The sequence below is a fragment of the Tsuneonella mangrovi genome (assembly GCF_002269345.1).
Taxonomy (GTDB): Bacteria; Pseudomonadota; Alphaproteobacteria; order Sphingomonadales; family Sphingomonadaceae; genus Tsuneonella; species Tsuneonella mangrovi.
Window position 1 is genome coordinate 1418756 of sequence record NZ_CP022889.1, and the last position, 18066, is coordinate 1436821.

Sequence of the window (18066 nt, forward strand, 5' to 3'; positions counted from 1 at the left end):
CCGGTTGCAGCCAGTGCTTACTTCATCCACCTGCATAACGACCGGGTCGCATCCAACCCTCTGGTCCACTGGCACAACATTGGCCCAGGTATGTCAGGCTACAATGAGAAGCTCTGGCCGCACCCCTCCGACCCCGAAACCGTTCTGATGGGTCCAGACATGCACGTCAGCTACGGCACTTGGAACGGCGGGCAATCATGGCAAAGCCTCCAAGATGCCGATGGAACAGGCAATGATATGAAGCGCGTCATCGACGTGGACTTTTCGCGCCAGGACCCGGACTTCGGCATGGCCATCGATTGGAACGGCTGGGCCTATATCACACATGATCGTGGCCGAAGCTGGACCAAAGCAGCAGAACTAACTCCCGGCGCACAAGAGCTCGGCTATAATCCCTACGACCCCACCGCCTTTGCAAAGGGCTGGTATGACGAGCAACTCGGGACTCGGTTGTCGGCCATTGCGGTGGATCCAACGAACGACCGCACTTGGTATATCGGCCCAGGTAACTTCTTCGATGTGAAGGGCAACCACCGCTCCCGCGCACATCCGGCAGGCGAACCGGTGGCTTATGCGGACTATGGTTACATCCTCAAGAGCACTGACGGCGGAAAGTCCTGGCACAAGATAGACGAAGGCCTGCCGAAGGACCTTGATGTCGGAAAGATCATCGTCGACCGGTCAGACCCGGCCCATGTAGCGTTGCTAAGCAACCACGGCGTACTCCTTAGCAGTGACGGCGGTCTGACTTGGGACGGAAATGTGGCCGGCTTGCCCAGCAATCTACCTCGCGACCTAGTATCATCCACCGATCCCACGACTGGGCGGACCATCCTCTTCCTTGTCGACCAGACCGTGTTCGAGAGCAAGGGTCGCACGGTGCGCTCAAAAGGAGGCGTCTTTCGCAGCAACGATTTCGGACGAACCTGGTCCTCCGTTACCGGAGATCTGGCATTCGACCTTGCCAACATACATTATCCGCTGGAGGTCGCACGATACTACCGGACCATCGGTTACTGGTTCGGCATTACTGCAGATGCGGCGCGAACAAGCTGGCCGGATCTTCCGCATTCCATACTCCCCGTCTTCAATCGCATTGCAGTCAATCCTCGCAATCCTGAGGAAATCTACGTCACCTACAACAAGAAGCACGACTATACGTTCGGCCCCGGGGACGTGTGGCGCACCCTCGATGGGGGCCATCACTGGGAGGTCGTGGCACGCTACGGCAAATACTGGCGCAGTGGGAGGGACAACAGGTTCTGGCGCAAGCGAAACAACCCAGTCGGCGCCAATGTGACCTTCTCGCACTTGCAATCGATTCTCGACTCCGGCGCGGGATTGTCCGGGAACAGACTGCTTGAGATCGGCCCGACTGGCGATGTCTACATCAGCATCGACCAGCAAACCCTTCGCTCGCGGGATCGCGGCAGGAGCTGGCGGCAAATCGACGACGATGCGCTGGGAAACAGCGTCTGGATCGGGCGCGGCGACAGTGACCTTCCGGGGCGCGAGATGTTGCTGAACACCGGTGCCCCGAATAGACGGCTTTTTGCCAGCGGAGAGCACGGGATCTGGGAAACCGTGCCTCCGCCGGCCGGAAGATCGCTTGGCGAAGTCCCGGTTCGCCAAATCGAAGGTCAGGTACATGGCGATGGCATGACATCAATATCCACCATGGCTGTCGCACCAGGTAATCCCGATTCGATATACGCGCTCTCATGGCGGCAGGATCATGCAGGAAGGCTCAGACATACCACCGACGGTGGACGCAGCTGGAGAGACATCGCGACGATCTTCGAACCTTTGAGCCTACAGAGAATGTCGAAGAGGGAGCGACTCAGGGTCCAAGCCTTGGCGTCGAGCGGAAAGGGTCCGCCCGGACTGCTCCCTGCTCAGAATTCCCTGACGATCGATCAGCAGGATCCGCGCTTCATGTACTTCGTCAGCACACGGGATGCCGCATCCGAAGTCTACCGCGGCCCCCGCATGGCAAGCGCCAAGGCTGGATTTGGCTTCTATCGCTCGTCGGACGGCGGCCGACATTGGAAACTGACGGGCGCCGGCTTTCGCGAGGGTGCCAGCCTCCGACGGCTCATTGCAGATCCAGACCACCCCAGGATACTGTACATTGCCGCGAACGACGACAATGGCGGCCTTTACAAGTCGATGGATCGCGGAACGACATGGCACAAAGTTCCGCTTCCAGGTACCATAAGGGCTGTAAACTGCGTTTCCATCGACCGGCACTCCCATGCGATCTACGTCGCCACCGGACGTTATTATGCGGGCGGAATGGACGCGGGCGGCGTTTGGACAAGCGCAGATGATGGCGCGACATGGAATCGGATCTTCGCGGCACCCCTCGTTACACAGATTGCAACTTCGCCGATCGATCCTGATATCCTGCTCGTCACCGTTACAAGCCAGTTGACCCTAAAACGACGCTTTATGAATCCCGGCCTTTTTCTGTCTCTCGACAGAGGCAAGAGCTGGCGAAAAATCAACCTAGGGCTAGCCAACCACGACCAGATCGTCGATGCGCAACCTGACCCCTTCAACCGCAACGTGCTCTGGGCGGCGGGATGGGGTAGCGGATGGTACGTCGGCTACATCGGGGACCAGGAAGCGAAGGGGTGGCTTCCATCAGGCGGGTGACCTGGTGGTGTCTAGCGAATGTTAGCTTTCAACGCGTCAACCGCGCCCTTCGCGTCACCGCGTTTGATCGCCTCGAATATTGCGTCGTGCTCTTCGATTGATTGGGCTGGTGTCGACAGGCGTCGATAGTTCATTCGCATCCGCATGATCACCGGCTGCCACAGCGTGAGAAGGTCTTCGCCTCCCGCCGCGGAGATGATCACACGGTGGAATTCGATGTCGGCCTTTGTGATCTCCGCGAAGTCGTCGGATTTCAGGCATTGTGAGAGCTTGTCCAGAGCTTCCTCGAGCGCCGACAGCAACACCTCGCTCGGTGCCTTTGCGACCTTGTTAATCGCAAATGTCTCGATGGTCAGGCGCAGCTTGACCATCAATGCCTGAAGGTCAGGTGGCGCAACATCATTTACTGTCGTGCTCTTGTTGGCACGAGTGACCAGCAGCCCCTCTTTGGATAGCTCAAGCAGGACATCACGGATTCGGCCACGAGAAACACCAAAGCGCTGTGCAAGCACCTCTTCAGTCAGCTTCTGGTTCGGAGCCAGCTCACCAGAGATGATTTCTGAACGCAGAATCTGTGCGATTTGCTCCCTGACCCCGATCACCACCGATTGCGCCATCTACACCTTCCGCTCTTCATTGCTGCCAAACGAAACTCTCTCTAGCCGACCCACCAAGACGGCATAGGAGAAAATCCCCCCAAGTGCTACCAAACCGACGTATATCAGGCCGCGAGAAAAGTCGTGCCCATCGATCAGATAACCGATCACCACGGGCGTAACCACTGCTGATAGGCCGCCGATGAAATTGAACACTCCACCTACCAAACCCAACTGCTCCGGCGGGGCAAGAAGTGACACGAAGACCCAGCTTATTGATGCCATCCCGTTACCAAAAAAGCCGAGAGACATGAAGAAAAGGACTTGAAAATCGCTGGTTGCTATGAGCGACCCAAGAATGCCGGCCGACAGCGCAAGACCGACAAGGACCGGGCCCTTCCGCGCATTTCCTTCGCTCACTCCCCTTCGTACCATCCAATCCGACATGACGCCTGACAGGACAACACCTGCCAATGCGGCGATGAACGGGACAGATGCCGTGAACCCGATTTGGTCAAACGAGATTCCCCGGTCTTCGACAAGATAGGTGGGGAACCAAGTGAGGAAAAAAATGCTGACTGAACCAATGCAGAACTGACCGATGTATATGCCCCACAGCTTGCGATGACGGAATGCAGCGACCAGCTCTGACAAATCGAACCTTTCTCTGTGCCCACCTATCTCGCCATCCGGATCAATCGCCGCTCCACCGGCTCGAAGAGCAACAAGTTCTTCGTCTGAAACCCTCGGATCGCTGTCGGGATCGCGATAGAGCCAGCGGAACACTCCGGCCCAGACCAGACCAAGGGTCCCGGAGACATAGAATAGTGCACGCCAACCAAACGACGCCTGGAAAGCGACCAATATTGGCGCAAGAACGGCAAGCCCGAGAAACTGTCCGGACGTGTAAAAGCCGATCGCTCCAGCCCGCTCCGCCGAGGGAAACCAGGTCGTCGCGATACGGTTGTTTATCGGGTATGAGGGCGCTTCGAACAAACCTAGCATAGCACGGCAAACGATCAGCAACCCGATCGTGCCGGCGAAGCCCTGAAGGATCGTGACCACGGACCAGAGGGCAAGAAGTACAGGATAAAGTGTCCGCGCCCGCACCTTGTCGGCAAGAAAACCGCCGGGAATCTGACAGAGGGAATAGGTCCAGGCAAAGGCCGAAAAGACAAGTCCAGTTTCGACTTTCCCCAGCCCAAGATCGTTAGTCATTCCAATTGCCGCGATCGAAATATTGGTCCGGTCGAGATAATTGACCACCACTGTCACGAACAGCACGATCAGAATGGTGAAGCGGCGACTGGGCATCTTGCCTTACCAGTTCGTGTAGGAACCATCGGGCTTGTAGCGCCGCGGGGGTTCCCAAAAGGCGAACTGCGCCGCATTCAGCGCATCCTCGTCAACTTCTATTCCAAGCCCGGGTTCCTGCGGCAATTCGAAGCAAGTTCCACTTAGCACTGGTCGATTGGGGAACAGGCGATCGTAATCCCGCGTGTCAACACTGTATGGATCGACTTCCTGCCAAGCGAGGTTCGGTACGGCCGCTGACATGTGAATGGTCGCGGCCGTGCAAACCGGACCAAGCGGGTCATGCGGCATGATGTCAATGTAGTAAGCTTCCGCCATTGCGGCGATCTTCATCGCTTCGGTAAATCCGCCGACGTTGCAAATGTCGATCCGCGCGAAGTTGGTGAGTCCACTTTCGATGTAGGGCAGAAAATCCCACTTCGAAGCGAATTCCTCCCCAATTGCGAACGGCACTTCGCACATGGCTCGCAGTGCCTGGTAAGCGGCGGGCGACTGCTGTCGGATGGGCTCCTCAAGGAAATCGAGCGTGCCAGGAACGATGCGCTGGCAGAAGGAAGCGGCTTCGGCAACCTGCAGACGATGGTGGAAGTCGATCCCAAGTGCGAAACTGCTTCCATTTGCCTGACGGACTGCGCTGAGCGCATCGGCCGCTTCAGCCAGTGCTTTGCGCGGATCATAGGTCGAGGGCCCTGCGGCCGCCTCGCCCACTGTGGCGCGGATGCATTCCCACCCAAGCCTGCGGAGAGCGGTAACGTCCTCGACCAGCGCTTCACCATGCGCCGCGGTACTCGTAATGAAGCAAGGAATCCTATCCCGTTGGGCCCCACCGAGCAGCCTGTGTACCGGCACGCCGAGAGCCTTCCCCGCAATGTCCCACAATGCGATGTCAATTGCCGAGATCGCTGCCGTGATCGTGCGACCTCCCTCAAAGTACTGACTGCGATACATCTCCTGCCAGAGCGCACCGATGGAAGTCGGATCCTTGCCAATCAAGAATTCACGAAAATGGCCTATCATAGCGGCCACCGCCTGCTCACGTCCGGACAATCCGGATTCGCCCCAGCCGACGATTCCATCGTCGGTCTCTACCTTCACCAGGCAAAGATTGCGATGGCCCGCCCAAACGGCATAGGCAGTTATCGCAATTATCTTCATGCCCCATCCCCCGTGCAAATCTATTTCAGTTCATCATCGCGACAGAGCTGAGCAGCCATGCCATGGTCGGCAACCAGATCGGCGCCAGTTATTGCCTTCGAAGCGTCGGAGACCAGGAAGGCGGCTACTCCGCCGATCTCTCCGATCGTAGCAAAGGCGCTATCGGCATGCATCGCGTTGAAGCCGCGTTCAAGTTCGGGACTTGCGTTGATCACCTCTTGCACAGCTTCGGTACGGGTCAGTCCCGGGCTGAGTGTATTTGCCCGAATTCCCCGCTGGCCCAGACTCCACGCCATCGCGCGCGTCATCGCCGAAATCGCCCCTTTAGTTCCCGCGTACATTTCGTAACCCGCGACGCTGGAGACGGAATGGTTCGACGAGACGTTCACTACTGCCGAGCCGTGCGGCATCGCCGGAACGAGCGCCTGCGTGAGCAGGAAAATCGAACGCACGTTGGTAGACCAAAGCCGATCTAGGTCGGCGAGCGGGAACGTCAGAAAATCGCCTTCGATGGTAACGCCTGCATTGTTGATCAGGCCATGTACGGCGCCATAGCGCTCGATAGCTGCGTCAGCGAATGCGGAGATGCTCTCGGGCGACGAAATGTCGCAGACCATGAATTGAGCATCGTGACCCCGTCCGCGAAGTTCGGCCGCCTTGGCTTCCCCCTCATCGCTTCGCTGGCAGAAGAAGACGCGCGCACCTTTCTCGCAGCACGCCTGCGCGATACCCCAGCCTATTCCCGCACCGCCACCGGTAAGCACGATTGTCTTGCCAGCGAGTATGTCGCTGCCCGTCATGATGTTGCTTCTCCCTTTGCGGCCAGTTCGGCGGCAACGTCTTCAATCGATCGCCCACGTGTTTCCGGCAGCATCTTCCATAGTACGACCAGTCCGATGGTCACGCAGGTCGCATAAGTTCCGAACACCGAAGCGGCTCCGAATGTGACAAGCTGCCAAGGGAACAGCTGCTGCACGAAGTAGTTCACTATGCTGGTAATCAGCGCGCATGCCGGGATCGCAACGCCGCGGACGCCCGTCGGGAATATCTCTGACAGGATCACCCACAGTATTGGCCCGATTGAAAACTGGAACGCGGCAATGAACGCAGCGATTCCGAAAAGTACCAGCCCTATGTCCATCTTCGTGGCTGTCTTGAGCAATGCAGCTTCGTTGGCTTGAGCCACTTCAACACCGAGCGCTTGATTGAGCGCCTGCTTCAGTTGGACATCGCTGGCAAACTGTTTTCCGACAATTGGTCGCAATTCGGTCCTGTCGATCTGGACCGGAAGTTCGGCGACCTTGGCCGGATCAATCCGGTAGGTCGCATGGGCGAAGGCCCAAGAGCAAGCGACAAGACTGATCGCCGCGACTGCAAGACCGCCGAGTAGCATTGTGCGACGACCAATGCGGTCGATCAGCACCAGAGCCAGCGAGGTCGCGATGATGCTGAAAACCCCATTGATGACCGGCACGAGAAATGAAGCATCGACCCCAACACCGACCTGCTCGATCACGTAGGGCGCGTAAAACATAATCGCATTGATCCCGGTTGCCGGCTGAACCGCCGCGATCACCACGCCTATGATCGTCGCGCGCAGGATTTGTGGCGAGACCATCTGCGCAAGCTTGTGCGCAGTTGAACCCTGACCGTGCACAATATCGGTTTCCAACGTCTGCTCAATTTCGGCCAGTGCCGGTTCGACATTGTCTGAATCGATCAACCTCTCCAAGACTTTGCGGGCTTCCTCGGGGCGGCGCTGGAGCATCAGCCATCTCGGACTCTCGGGTATCCGCAATAGGAAGACCACCCACATGATCGATGGCGGAATTTGCACCCCCAACATCCATTGCCACGTGAAGCGGTCCATTCCCAGCACGTGCGCAATACTTGCATCGCTGCTGACCCAACCTTGGATGAAATAGTTGGCAAGGTAAGCGACGAACAGACCAAACACGATATTGAGCTGGTTGACCGCAACGAGCAACCCGCGCTTTGCCGGTGGAGCGATTTCGCCGATGTACATCGATGAGACTGACAACGATGCGAAGGCCAACCCGCCCAGGAACCGCGCCGCAACCAACTGGTAGATGTTTTGCGAAAGCACGGCGCAAGTTGCTGAGAGCAGGTAAAGCAAGGCAATGATTTGCAATGTCTTCCTGCGCCCTATGCGATCGCAGATCGTACCAGTCACGAGCAAGGCGAGCACCACGCCCAGCCCCGGCGAACTGACAGCATAGCCGTAACCGATGGCATCGGTATGGAGGCTCTCGATCACATAAGCCTTCGTCCCCGATACAAGCGCAGCATCGAGGCCAAAGACGAATCCGCCGAAGCAGACCATGATCGCCAGCAGAAGCGCGCGGCGGTTGGTCTCGACACGGTTGGCGCCCGGCTGCAAGCCGGTGGCGGCGGGGCCGGCCATGCTATTTGCCGTAGCGCCGCTGATAGAGGCCGTAGTTCACACGTTTGGCAGCCTCGACCATCTCTGGATACGGTCTGTCCGTGTTCGTAACCCAGCCCACATTGTAATTTTCGCCATCATATGCCCGTCCGGTGACGTTGTCGTCCACGTACTGGAACCAATGCGCCCCAACCATAACCGGATTGTCGATGACGCTGTTCATGTACTGCTCGTACATCCTCGCGCGATCTTTCTGGTCGGTCGCCTCGACGATACCTGGATGGTAAAGGCCAGTATCCGATGTCGACCCGATATGAAATTCCCCGATTATCGTCGGCTTGTCGAGCTTCGCAAGGAAGCCCCAGGCCTCAGGATGCATGACCTCCTTGTAGTTATTGAAACTCAGCACATCCGAGTGCTTGAGCGCTGCGCGGATAATCTCCTCCGGCATGCCCCACTGAGCCATGCGCACACCCATGTATAGATGATGCGGCATGACACGCTTCAATTCGCTGCTGACCGTAGCGAAATAGGTCTCGCCATAGTCACTCAACATTAGCGAGAGATCTTCTCTGGCGGCTTCGAGATCGGTCAGCTTTGCGCCAACTGCGAAGGCATCCCAACTGGCAAAGTGTGTCTTCCACTTGGCGTTGAGCGCTGCCACGGACTTGTAGCGTTGCTTAAGCATTACAGTGAAGTGCGCCTTCGCGGGGCTATCCTTGCTCGACTTCGAAAGAGCGTCCAGAATCAACCCATAGTGGGTCTGGAGGTTGTCATTTCGTCCCCAGCTCTTTTCGTTGTCGACAAAAACCCCGACGCACCATGGAGATCCTTGCACTTCCCGCGCGATTTCCTCGACGGTCAATCTTGCCCGGCGCTTAAATTCAGGATCGTAAACATCGGGCATGGGAGACCAGACATCTTCGCCTGTCGACAGCGTCTTGTAGTCACCGATAATCCAGCCGTTGGCGAAATAGGGAATACGGTCGCTCTGGTAAAACTTAGGATCAACCCAGTTTCCAAACGAAGTCATGCCCCAGTCGCGCATACGCTCGATGGTCACTTCACGCCACTTGGCCATGTAGTCCGCGCCATATCGACGCTCCAAATTGGCCTTGTAAAAGCTGTAAATCTCTCCGTGTTCCATGGCCCCGCGATGGGCCGAGCGACGGTATCCGTAAGCATCGCCGAGCGGATCATCGTAGGCTGGCAGCCATTCGAACATCGAGCGCCGAAGCGGCGAGGCCAAGAAACGGCTTTCGCGATATTGCGGCGCGACAGGAACGATGTCGATCGAATCCTCCGGCGTCAGCGCTTCTGGATCGGTCTTGCGCACGTCCGGGGCGGAAAAGTCGTAGCCCGTCATCGTGCCAAGATTGGCCATTCGGACGTTCGCCACCCCACTCGAGAAGAACAAATAGCCGTCTGGATCGACCAGCCACCATTTCCCCTTAACCTTTTCTGTTCGAAAATAGCCCGTAGCCTTTAGCTTAGGGCCATTCGCCCATCCCCCGAATCGCGACCTTCCTGGAGGCCCCTTGGAAGCTGCGAGCTCCGCCAGTTCCTTCTTGGCCGCAGCCAGCAACTCCGCATCAGAATGCACCTTAAGAGGATATTCCAGCTTGGCCGCCTGTCCGTATCGGTCGACCAGATCGGTCAGGAAAAACGGATCGGCCGGAGGATTTTTACGCAATCGAATATTGTCGATTAGAATCTCTCGGGCGCTCGGATTAGCGTGCGTCTCAAACGTAATCGATGTAAGTTGTGTCGGGTCGATTGTGCCCAGGTAGTTCCGCCCGAACAGTTTCGTGTCGCTCGTCTTCCAAGCTGGCGGAATCTCGCGCATGCCTGTTTCAACATTCGCTTCATAGCCCGAAAGAACGGCATACATGGTCTTGGTCTCGCCCGGACCGACCACTCCCATTCCCTGCCGAGACCTGCCGTCTGCCGCCCGCAAGCTGACAAAGATCTGGACCGAGACCTGACTCAGGTTCGTGACGTCAAATGCCAGGTTGGAATCACCAAGGCTATCTGCGCCAACTGGTCGGGAGACCGGAATCGTGATCGAATCTTCGTCGTGAGCGGAGAGGTGTACGTCGAGCACCCGCTTGCCCTGCGTCGCCTTACCAGAAGTGACGATCTGAGCAGAAGCGTTGGAAGAATGTATAGTCCCTGACGCGCCTTCGAAGCCGTCGACCAAGATCTCCTGCGCGTGAAGGGTGGCTGCACCTGACAGGATGGCGATCGCAAGAAGCGAGGCTGCGACACGAGGTTGGAAATACTTGTTCATGATCCTCTCTCACCTTTGTTTCGGCGACGTTGTCTGAATGAGTCAATAATGTCAACTGTCAACAATATGGACTAACCGAGGGTCAGGAGAATGCGACCCCGCGCGCGCTCGTCCTGATACGCAGCAGCAAGTCGTCCGCCGTGATGAAGAGCGTACTCCCATCTTCCCCAAAGCAACAATTCCCGGTCGCCCGGCCCGTCACTAGACGACCCAGAGGTTCTCCCTTTTCGGACAGGATCGCGATCCCGCCGGGGGCTGCAATAAACAGCGTGCCATCGCTGGCCACGTCCATGCCATCTGGCATCCCGGCGCTGCCATCATGCTGGAAGACCCGCATATCAAACCAACAATCGCCGTCACGTCGCCAACCATTTCCCTCCGCCGTGAATCGAACCACTCGCGGCCAGACCGGGTCGGAAATCGACACATAGAGGTGCCCGCCATCCGGTGAAATTCCAATGCCGTTTGGAAATTTGAGGCTGCCGTCGATGAGTTCGATTCGCCCATTACTAAGGCGCCGGTACACACCGCTCACCTTGCGCGGCGTTTCCGGGCGCGCCTTACCCTCCACGAAACCAAATGGTGGGTCGGTGAAATAAAGCGAACCGTCACGCCCCATGACAAGGTCGTTCGGACTGATGAAGGGATCACCCTCAGGCCCCCGAACAACAACCCTCGCCGGCCCGCCATCCGGATCGTAGGCCAGGATCGAGCGGCTATCCTGATCGCAAACAAGCAGCTCGTCCGACGATGAGGAATAAAGCAGACCATTGCTACCGGGCATGACGAAATCGGGCGCGCCGCCAGAACCGGCTGGTTCGCGCCACACACCAAGACCCAGGGCTTTGCTCCAATAATTGATGCGATTGTTCGGGATGTCGGAGAAATAGAGCCGTTCGCGCTTCTGGTCCCAAGTGGGGCCTTCAGCCCATTCGAATCCGCTCGCCAAGATCTCCATCGAAGCGCTGCTTGGAAGAATTTGCGCAAGTCGGTCATCGAATCTTTCGACCGAGACAGGGGGCAATCCACTCGGCGGAGCCGTCCGTGCATCCGCTCTTGCTATCGCCGGTAAATTGAAGGTGGCAGCGCCAAGCACGCCCCAGATCACCACCTCACGCCGGTTGAAAGTACAAGATTTCACCATTTTCAGAGTCCTCTCACCGCATGCTTGGAAGAGCATTGGTCGACAATCTGCAATATCATCTTGACGCAATTGTCAACATTCGACAATAAAGAAAGGCATGACCGATGTTTCAGATCCGGGGCGGGTGGCTCTCGATGCCAGGCAACAGAGCGCGGGAAGTCCGATCGTCGCGATCGAGCCGGCGCATTATCGTATCCCGCTCGATGAAGCGCTGGTCGATGCTGGCCATGGTCTGCATACCCATTTCGAGATCGTTACCTGCAGGATCGTCTGCGCCGACGGTGTCGAGGGCACGGGCTACACTTACACGGGCGGCCGCGGAGGCAGTGCCATCGCATCCATGCTGCGTGACACGCTTGCACCTTTACTCATAGGTCAGGGCTCCGCCGCACTCGAGGATCTTTGGCGGATCCAGCGTCGCGCAGTGCACTATCTCGGCCTCGGGGGCATTTCAGGATTCGCCGTCGCGGCGAGCGACATCGCGCTGTGGGACCTTCACTGCAAACGGGAGGGGCTGCCTCTTTGGAAGGCCACTGGCGGACATTCAGACCAAGTGGCCTGCTACCGCGGACTGATCGACCTAGGATACCCGGAAGACAAGCTCCTTGAAGCAGTCGCGAACGAAATGGCCAGCGGCCACGTCGGAGTTAAGCTCAAGGTTGGTCGACCAGACATCGCGCGTGATGTGAGACGCGTCCAAAGTGTGCGCGATCTCATAGGACCTGAAAAGGCGTTGATGGCTGACGCCAACTATTCATGGGAAGCCGACCAAGCCATCGCCTTCGCCAAAGGTGTCGAAGATTGCGGCCTGACCTGGTTCGAAGAACCGGTCGCACACGACAACTTTGCGGGATACGCGGCGGTCGCTGCCACGAGCGACATACCACTCGCTTCCGGCGAGAACCTGCGAACACTTGGAGAATTTCGTACCGCTATCGACTTTGCTCATTTGTCCTACTTGCAGCCTGATGCGTCCAACATCGCTGGCATTACAGGCTGGCTGCAAGTCGCTGACCTCGCTCGAGACAATAACCTACCAATTGCTTCGCACGGCATGCATGAACTTCATGTATCTCTCATGGCAGCCCAGCCGAACGCCTCCCTGCTCGAAGTCCATTCCTTTCCAATCGATGCTTACACCACCGCACCCTTGCGGGTTGAAAATGGGGTTGCACTTGCTCCTCACGAGCCAGGCATCGGCGTCAACTTCGACGCAGATCTGCTCCGCCCCCATCGGTGCGTCTAATTTCTGGAGTCCTCATGAAAAGCGCAGTCTACGTCGCCAAAGGCCATTTCGAAGTCGCGGAAGGCCGGCGACTCAACCCAGGAACCGGGGAAGTGACCGTAAAAGTCGGGTTTGTCGGTCTGTGCGGAACTGACTTGCACGTCTATCATGGACACATGGATCACCGCGTCTGCCCGCCCGGAATAATCGGGCATGAGATGTCGGGAGTGGTCGAAGCGATCGGCGACGAAGTCGAAGGATTTGCACCAGGCGAAAAGGTCGTCGTTCGACCACTGGACTACTGCGGAAAATGCCCGGCGTGCCTCGCCGGCCACTCACACATCTGCCACAACCTCAAGTTCATGGGCGTCGATACGACTGGGGCGTTGCAGTCCTATTGGACGGTCAAGGCTCGCACTCTTCACAAACTGCCAAACGGCATCGACCTGCGTCGCGGCGCCCTTGTCGAGCCGCTGGCGGTAGCGTGTCACGACGTCGCTCGTGCAAGGGTCGCCACCGGCGACAAGGTCGTCGTACTGGGAGGAGGCCCGATTGGCCAACTCATCGCACTGGTTGCGCGGGCGAAGGGTGCAGACGTTCTCGTTTCCGAACCCGCAGCCGTGCGACGCGAATATTCCGCCAAAGCCGGTCTCGCTTCGTTCGATCCTGCTTCTGGTGACCTCACAGCTCACGTTATGGACTGGACAAATGGCAAAGGCGCGGACGTAGTGTTCGAAGTCGCCGGAGTCCAGGCGACAGTGTCGACAATGACCGATATCGCCGCGGTCCGGGGACGGATTTGCGTGGTCGCAATCCACTCGTCCAAGCCACAGGTAGACCTGTTCCGCTTCTTCTGGCGCGAACTCGAACTTGTTGGCGCACGGGTTTACGAAGCCGTCGATTTTGACGATGCGATCGAGTTGATCGCGAACGGAGAAGTCGATGTCGACGCGTTGATCACCCAGGTACTGCCTATTGAGCAGGTTCAGCATGCCTTCGAAACGCTCGACAGCCCCGATCCCGGTATGAAGACATTGCTGGAGTGCAACCATTGAGCAGTCTGTTCCGTCTTTCCGACAAGGTCGCACTCGTTACAGGATGCAGGCGCGGCATCGGGATGGCGATGGCCATTGGCCTGGCCGAAGCGGGAGCCGACATCATCGGAGTCTCGGCGAATCTGGACCCGGACAACGACGACGTCGCCACAGCTGTCCGGGCGACCGGTCGCAGCTTCACAGGATACCGCTGCGACTTCGCGGATCGCACTGCGCTCAAGGCAATGATCGCCAATATCCTCAACGAGCACTCTTACATAGATATCCTCGTGAACAATGCCGGGACGATCCTGCGTGCACCGGCTGCGGACCACTCCGATGAATTTTGGGATGGGGTCATCGAAGTCAACCTGTCTGCCCAGTTTCTTCTCACGCGCGAGATCGGTCGCCGAATGATCGAGCACGGCTCTGGCAAGATCTTGTTCACCGCGTCGCTGCTGTCCTATCAAGGTGGCATCAACGTTCCAAGCTATGCCGCGAGCAAGGGCGGCATCCAGCAACTCACCATGGCATTTGCCAACGAGTGGGCATCCAAAGGGATCAATGTCAACGCGATTGCTCCGGGCTACATCTCAACCGACAACACCGAAGCCCTGCGAGCAGATCCCGCGCGCGCCGACGCAATCCTTTCTCGCATTCCGGCGGGTCGCTGGGGCGAGCCGGACGACTTCAAGGGGCCCGCGGTCTTCCTGGCCTCGAGCGCGTCCGATTATGTCAACGGGGCCACGTTGCTTGTCGATGGCGGTTGGATGGGTCGCTAGATTTCAGAAGTACCACTCTAGCGACGGAGGCTACTTAACCCTCGTGCCTAGGAAATCGTCGTCCCGTCCTGTGTGATCGTGACCGGCCATCCTGGAAACTGCCCGGTGCCGTCCCGAAGCAAGGCATTGCCCAGAAAGGTGAATGCGCTGAGCCGATAGGTGAGATTGAGGGTGTCGAACTCGACAAACCCGAACCCGCTCCCCTTTTGGTGCGCCTTAAGATACCGGTGCGGCTCGGTTCCCACTTTAGGATTGCCGACCGCGTATACGTAGACCGGATTGCCAAAGCAGTCGCTGTACTCGCCGGTGTTAGCCAAGCCATGAGCTGGGCGCTTTCCAACCGGAAGGCCAACCTTTTCCGGCAGCCACCACCGCGGCCAACCGGCAGCAATGGCGGGTGTGCAGAACGCCCAATTTCCGTCGTGCTGTTGCTCGACACCATACTGGACGAGGCTGGCCAAGTGGGTGTCGCCGCAGATGTGCAGCGCCTTGGCCTGCTGCATCAATCGGACGGCACGATTGCGCGCACTGTGCGGCCAGCCACTGCTGTCGAAGTCGCACTTGAGGTAGCGATCGGGTTCTGGCTGGTGGGTTGAGACGCAAGCAAACAGCGTCTGGCTCAATACAGCCTTAAGCCTATGGCCACGCCAGTCCGCGCCCCAGCGATCGAGGAATTCCTCCTGCCGCTTGCCGAGCAGATCAAGATCCGCCCGGTCATAAGCTGGGTTCACATAGGTTGGCGGCTCGTTCTGCCCCGTTTCCCCAACAATAATCCCAAGCTCCTCAGGGCCGGATTTCCATTGGCGATCGCCCAAGATTGCGAAGCCCACGCCGCCGAAAACCAGCTTAGTGTAATAAACACTGATGCCCTGCTTTGCTGGACTTGGGTCGACTGGGTCAGGCAGGTGCGCGACGTTGGTCCGGTGAATCGCGTTGATCACACGCGCGGGTTCTACATACCCCCCCGCCGCATCAGTCCGCCCAGTCGCGACCGCCGCTGGCGCCATTGGCGCGCCGCCCTCCCCCCAGAGGTTGCCCTGAAGAACATCGTGATCGTCGGGCAGGCAAACCGTAGGCGCATGTCGCATGGTCTCGCGAAACGCCCAACCGAACTGATAGAACTTGCGCAGGTAATTGAGGATTGCCCGATCCGCTGGAGCCCGGATGACCCCGAAACCTCCATGATCCTCGTAAATCTGGTCGCCAGAGAAGTAGAGCAGGTCCGGTTTCAGGGCGAGGAGGTTGTTGACCACCGGTTCATAGGGAAACGCATAGTCGTTTTGGCAGGTCAGCGCGGCCATCCGCAGCGTCTGGCCTGACGGGTTTGCCTTGATAGTCCCTTCGTAGACATCGGCTTCGAATCTCCCTTCGCGCAAGCGCTCGCGGTAGACGAGGCGATAGGGAACGTCTTCCTTTGCATCCCATCTGGGAACGCGGAACACGGCGACCCACGCATCGTGATCCAGTCGGCTCGAACCGAGCGACACCCAACGCCCGCCCCGTCTTACCTCAAGCTCAACCTCATTACTGTCCTGACTCCCCATCGGGCCGGTCAATACGCTCAGCTTTACGACGAAACCCTCTTCCGTTCGCGTATCGTCCAGCGTGTACATGGCCCAGAGGATCGGCCCGAAGCGCTGGGCGGGTGTGTCTAGGATGGCAGAGCCATCCAATTGCCACGACTTGAAGCGGTAACGAGACCCTTCTCCAGCTGCCGACACTTCCGACGCGTGCGAGAAGTTGCTGACGATCGCGATGTTTCCAATCACCTCGTCAGACGGAACCTCGCGGGAGATACTTCCCAATTTCTCGCCGGTGGTTCCTGACCTGACTGTTAGTACGAGAGTGTAGCTTCGCGCGCCTGGTTCGCCCGCCAATTCCAGCACGTAGTCGCCGGCCTGGCCTACACGAGGAAGCGGCTCGGAATCGGGGCCGAGCACAATCCGGCCGCGAAGGACGCCGGCATCTATCCCGTGCTGGACGAAGCAGTTGCTCCGATATTCGTTCAACTCGCTTTTCACACCGATGCGGATCGCCGCTCCCCCTTCGTTGGCCATGCCGCCGATCTGTTGGACACGGACAGAGGTCCAGAACGCCCCAGTGACATCGGTCAACTGGTGTCGCAGCGAGTGAATGCTTCTATTGCCTCCAGTGGAGCCGCATTCCGCCCACCCCTCTGAAATCATCCAGTCTTCCATGGGATTTGCCCAGAAGTCGCCTCCTAGCCAGACGCGATCATACCTTGACGACCAACCATCGACGAACCTCCCGGACATTGGTCGACCCGAAGGCGCGCCGGCCAATGCAACTCTCGAAGTGCCGGTAATGGCGGAAGTGGCCAAACCAGCTGCGGCGATCCGCAGGCCTTCGCGACGGGAAATGCCGCCTACCATGATGCGCTCGCGGCAAGATCTTGCAGGGAGTAGTGGCACGCACATACACTCTTACGATCAAACTGAGGGAGTGTGGATTGGTTGCTTTTCATGACGCCGTTCATTTTTGAGTTGATTCCCTATGCCTCCATCAATCCATAGTTGTCAATTGTCGACATTTATGCAAGTAGGCCGAATGGATGATCAGCCTGAGATTTTCGATCAGCGACGCTGCGAACTTGGCGAATCTCCCCTTTGGCACCCTGAACTTCAGACCCTGTTCTGGGTGGATATTCTGAGAAACGCGGTACTTTGGAACGGCCAGGTAGGCATCGGAGAAGCCATCTTCGAACGGCCCGTTTCGGCGTTGGCCCATGCAAATCGCGGCGACTTTGTAATGGCCGACGATGCCGGTCTGTTTCTCTGGTCGCACATCTCACAGGATACCTCTCCTATCGTCGCTCTTGAAGCAGACGTCACATCCAATCGTGCCAACGATGGTCGGGCCGACCCATGGGGCGGCTTCTGGATTGGCACCATGGATCGGGAAGCGAATGGCCCTACCGGCGCGATCTACCGCTGGTTCAAGGGTGACCTGCGCCGCATTGTCGATGCGATCACGATCCCGAACGGGCTTTGTTTCGACCGTGCACGGAATCGGGCATATTTCACCGACACTCCTACCCACCGGATTTTCAGGGTCGATTGCGATGACTCTGGCTGGCCGATCTCTGTGCCAAGAATCCACATCGATCTTGGCCCGGAGTCACTGTTAGTCGACGGTGCGGTGATTGACCGTCTAGGCAATATCCGTGCCGCTTGCTGGGATGCGAGCGTCGTCATCGCGGTTTCACCTGACGGAGAGCTAGTCGGCCGTCGGATCATGCCGACACAACGTCCGACAAGCGTCGTATTCGGTTCCAACAAGGAGAAGGAACTGTTTGTCACAACGGCTGCTATCGACTTACAAAATGATCTGTCGGCCGGAATGACATTGCACTGCAAAGATAAGATCGGTGGATTTTCCGAACCTCACGTCATCATCCCGTAGTCGTCGCAATCAGGATGCAGGTGGCCATTTGCAACAAGCGG

13 protein-coding genes are annotated in these 18066 nt (G+C 58.0%); 5 read left to right on the forward strand and 8 right to left on the reverse strand.

Annotated features, from left to right (window positions below; all coding sequences use genetic code 11):
- The first annotated feature begins 159 nt into the window (after nucleotides 1-159).
- Nucleotides 160-2658, forward strand: a complete 2499-nt coding sequence (locus tag CJO11_RS06965; protein ID WP_169829157.1) for a hypothetical protein — start codon at nucleotides 160-162, stop codon at nucleotides 2656-2658.
- An 11-nt stretch (nucleotides 2659-2669) separates the two neighbouring features.
- Here the strand turns inward: CJO11_RS06965 and CJO11_RS06970 are convergent, their stop codons facing one another.
- From CJO11_RS06970 to CJO11_RS07000, 7 genes are all read right to left on the reverse strand, one after another.
- Nucleotides 2670-3275, reverse strand: coding sequence for a GntR family transcriptional regulator (locus tag CJO11_RS06970; protein ID WP_095012066.1), 606 nt, complete (start codon nucleotides 3273-3275; stop codon nucleotides 2670-2672).
- Complete coding sequence (locus CJO11_RS06975; protein ID WP_095012067.1) at nucleotides 3276-4568, reverse strand: MFS transporter; 1293 nt, start codon at nucleotides 4566-4568, stop codon at nucleotides 3276-3278.
- A 6-nt stretch (nucleotides 4569-4574) separates the two neighbouring features.
- Nucleotides 4575-5723, reverse strand: a complete 1149-nt coding sequence (locus CJO11_RS06980; RefSeq protein WP_095012068.1) for a mandelate racemase/muconate lactonizing enzyme family protein — start codon at nucleotides 5721-5723, stop codon at nucleotides 4575-4577.
- Between the two features lie 20 nt (nucleotides 5724-5743).
- Entirely contained in the window at nucleotides 5744-6523 is a 780-nt protein-coding gene (locus tag CJO11_RS06985) for an SDR family oxidoreductase (RefSeq protein WP_095012069.1), read from the reverse strand.
- Complete coding sequence (locus CJO11_RS06990) at nucleotides 6520-8148, reverse strand: MFS transporter (protein ID WP_095012070.1); 1629 nt, start codon at nucleotides 8146-8148, stop codon at nucleotides 6520-6522. The genes CJO11_RS06985 and CJO11_RS06990 overlap by 4 nt, the downstream gene beginning before the upstream one ends.
- Before the next feature lies 1 nt (nucleotide 8149).
- Entirely contained in the window at nucleotides 8150-10417 is a 2268-nt protein-coding gene (locus CJO11_RS06995; protein WP_095012071.1) for an agarase, read from the reverse strand.
- Nucleotides 10418-10499: 82 nt separating this feature from the next.
- Complete coding sequence (locus CJO11_RS07000) at nucleotides 10500-11597, reverse strand: SMP-30/gluconolactonase/LRE family protein (RefSeq protein WP_095012072.1); 1098 nt, start codon at nucleotides 11595-11597, stop codon at nucleotides 10500-10502.
- Nucleotides 11598-11658: 61 nt separating this feature from the next.
- Here CJO11_RS07000 and CJO11_RS07005 point away from each other — a divergent pair, with 61 nt between their 5' ends.
- From CJO11_RS07005 to CJO11_RS07015, 3 genes are read left to right on the forward strand one after another with little or no spacing between them, the layout of a single operon-like run.
- Nucleotides 11659-12807: a mandelate racemase/muconate lactonizing enzyme family protein gene (locus CJO11_RS07005; RefSeq protein WP_095012073.1), complete on the forward strand. Its 1149-nt coding sequence runs from the start codon at nucleotides 11659-11661 to the stop codon at nucleotides 12805-12807.
- 14 nt (nucleotides 12808-12821) lie between these two features.
- Nucleotides 12822-13841 carry a zinc-dependent alcohol dehydrogenase gene (locus CJO11_RS07010; protein WP_095012074.1) on the forward strand — a complete coding sequence of 340 codons (1020 nt, stop codon included), beginning with the start codon at nucleotides 12822-12824 and terminating at the stop codon, nucleotides 13839-13841.
- Nucleotides 13829-14602 carry an SDR family oxidoreductase gene (locus CJO11_RS07015; protein WP_095012075.1) on the forward strand — a complete coding sequence of 258 codons (774 nt, stop codon included), beginning with the start codon at nucleotides 13829-13831 and terminating at the stop codon, nucleotides 14600-14602. The genes CJO11_RS07010 and CJO11_RS07015 overlap by 13 nt, the downstream gene beginning before the upstream one ends.
- Before the next feature lie 47 nt (nucleotides 14603-14649).
- Here CJO11_RS07015 and CJO11_RS07020 read toward each other — a convergent pair whose 3' ends face one another.
- Complete coding sequence (locus CJO11_RS07020) at nucleotides 14650-16716, reverse strand: alkaline phosphatase D family protein (protein WP_205651041.1); 2067 nt, start codon at nucleotides 16714-16716, stop codon at nucleotides 14650-14652.
- Nucleotides 16717-17170: 454 nt separating this feature from the next.
- Here CJO11_RS07020 and CJO11_RS07025 point away from each other — a divergent pair, with 454 nt between their 5' ends.
- On the forward strand, nucleotides 17171-18025 hold the full coding sequence (locus tag CJO11_RS07025) for an SMP-30/gluconolactonase/LRE family protein (protein WP_169829158.1): 855 nt from the start codon (nucleotides 17171-17173) through the stop codon (nucleotides 18023-18025).
- Nucleotides 18026-18066: the final 41 nt, after the last annotated feature.

What these genes read in the sequence shown, in the direction of transcription:
- CJO11_RS06980 (WP_095012068.1), bottom strand. Translation starts at nt 5,723, where the DNA reads ATGAAGATAATTGCGATAACTGCCTATGCCGTTTGGGCGGGCCATCGC.
- CJO11_RS06990 (WP_095012070.1), bottom strand. Translation starts at nt 8,148, where the DNA reads ATGGCCGGCCCCGCCGCCACCGGCTTGCAGCCGGGCGCCAACCGTGTC.
- CJO11_RS06995 (WP_095012071.1), bottom strand. Translation starts at nt 10,417, where the DNA reads ATGAACAAGTATTTCCAACCTCGTGTCGCAGCCTCGCTTCTTGCGATC.
- CJO11_RS06970 (WP_095012066.1), bottom strand. Translation starts at nt 3,275, where the DNA reads ATGGCGCAATCGGTGGTGATCGGGGTCAGGGAGCAAATCGCACAGATT.
- CJO11_RS06975 (WP_095012067.1), bottom strand. Translation starts at nt 4,568, where the DNA reads ATGCCCAGTCGCCGCTTCACCATTCTGATCGTGCTGTTCGTGACAGTG.
- CJO11_RS07000 (WP_095012072.1), bottom strand. Translation starts at nt 11,597, where the DNA reads ATGCTCTTCCAAGCATGCGGTGAGAGGACTCTGAAAATGGTGAAATCT.
- CJO11_RS07005 (WP_095012073.1), top strand. Translation starts at nt 11,659, where the DNA reads ATGACCGATGTTTCAGATCCGGGGCGGGTGGCTCTCGATGCCAGGCAA.
- CJO11_RS07010 (WP_095012074.1), top strand. Translation starts at nt 12,822, where the DNA reads ATGAAAAGCGCAGTCTACGTCGCCAAAGGCCATTTCGAAGTCGCGGAA.
- CJO11_RS07025 (WP_169829158.1), top strand. Translation starts at nt 17,171, where the DNA reads ATGGATGATCAGCCTGAGATTTTCGATCAGCGACGCTGCGAACTTGGC.
- CJO11_RS06965 (WP_169829157.1), top strand. Translation starts at nt 160, where the DNA reads ATGCACGTCAGCTACGGCACTTGGAACGGCGGGCAATCATGGCAAAGC.
- CJO11_RS06985 (WP_095012069.1), bottom strand. Translation starts at nt 6,523, where the DNA reads ATGACGGGCAGCGACATACTCGCTGGCAAGACAATCGTGCTTACCGGT.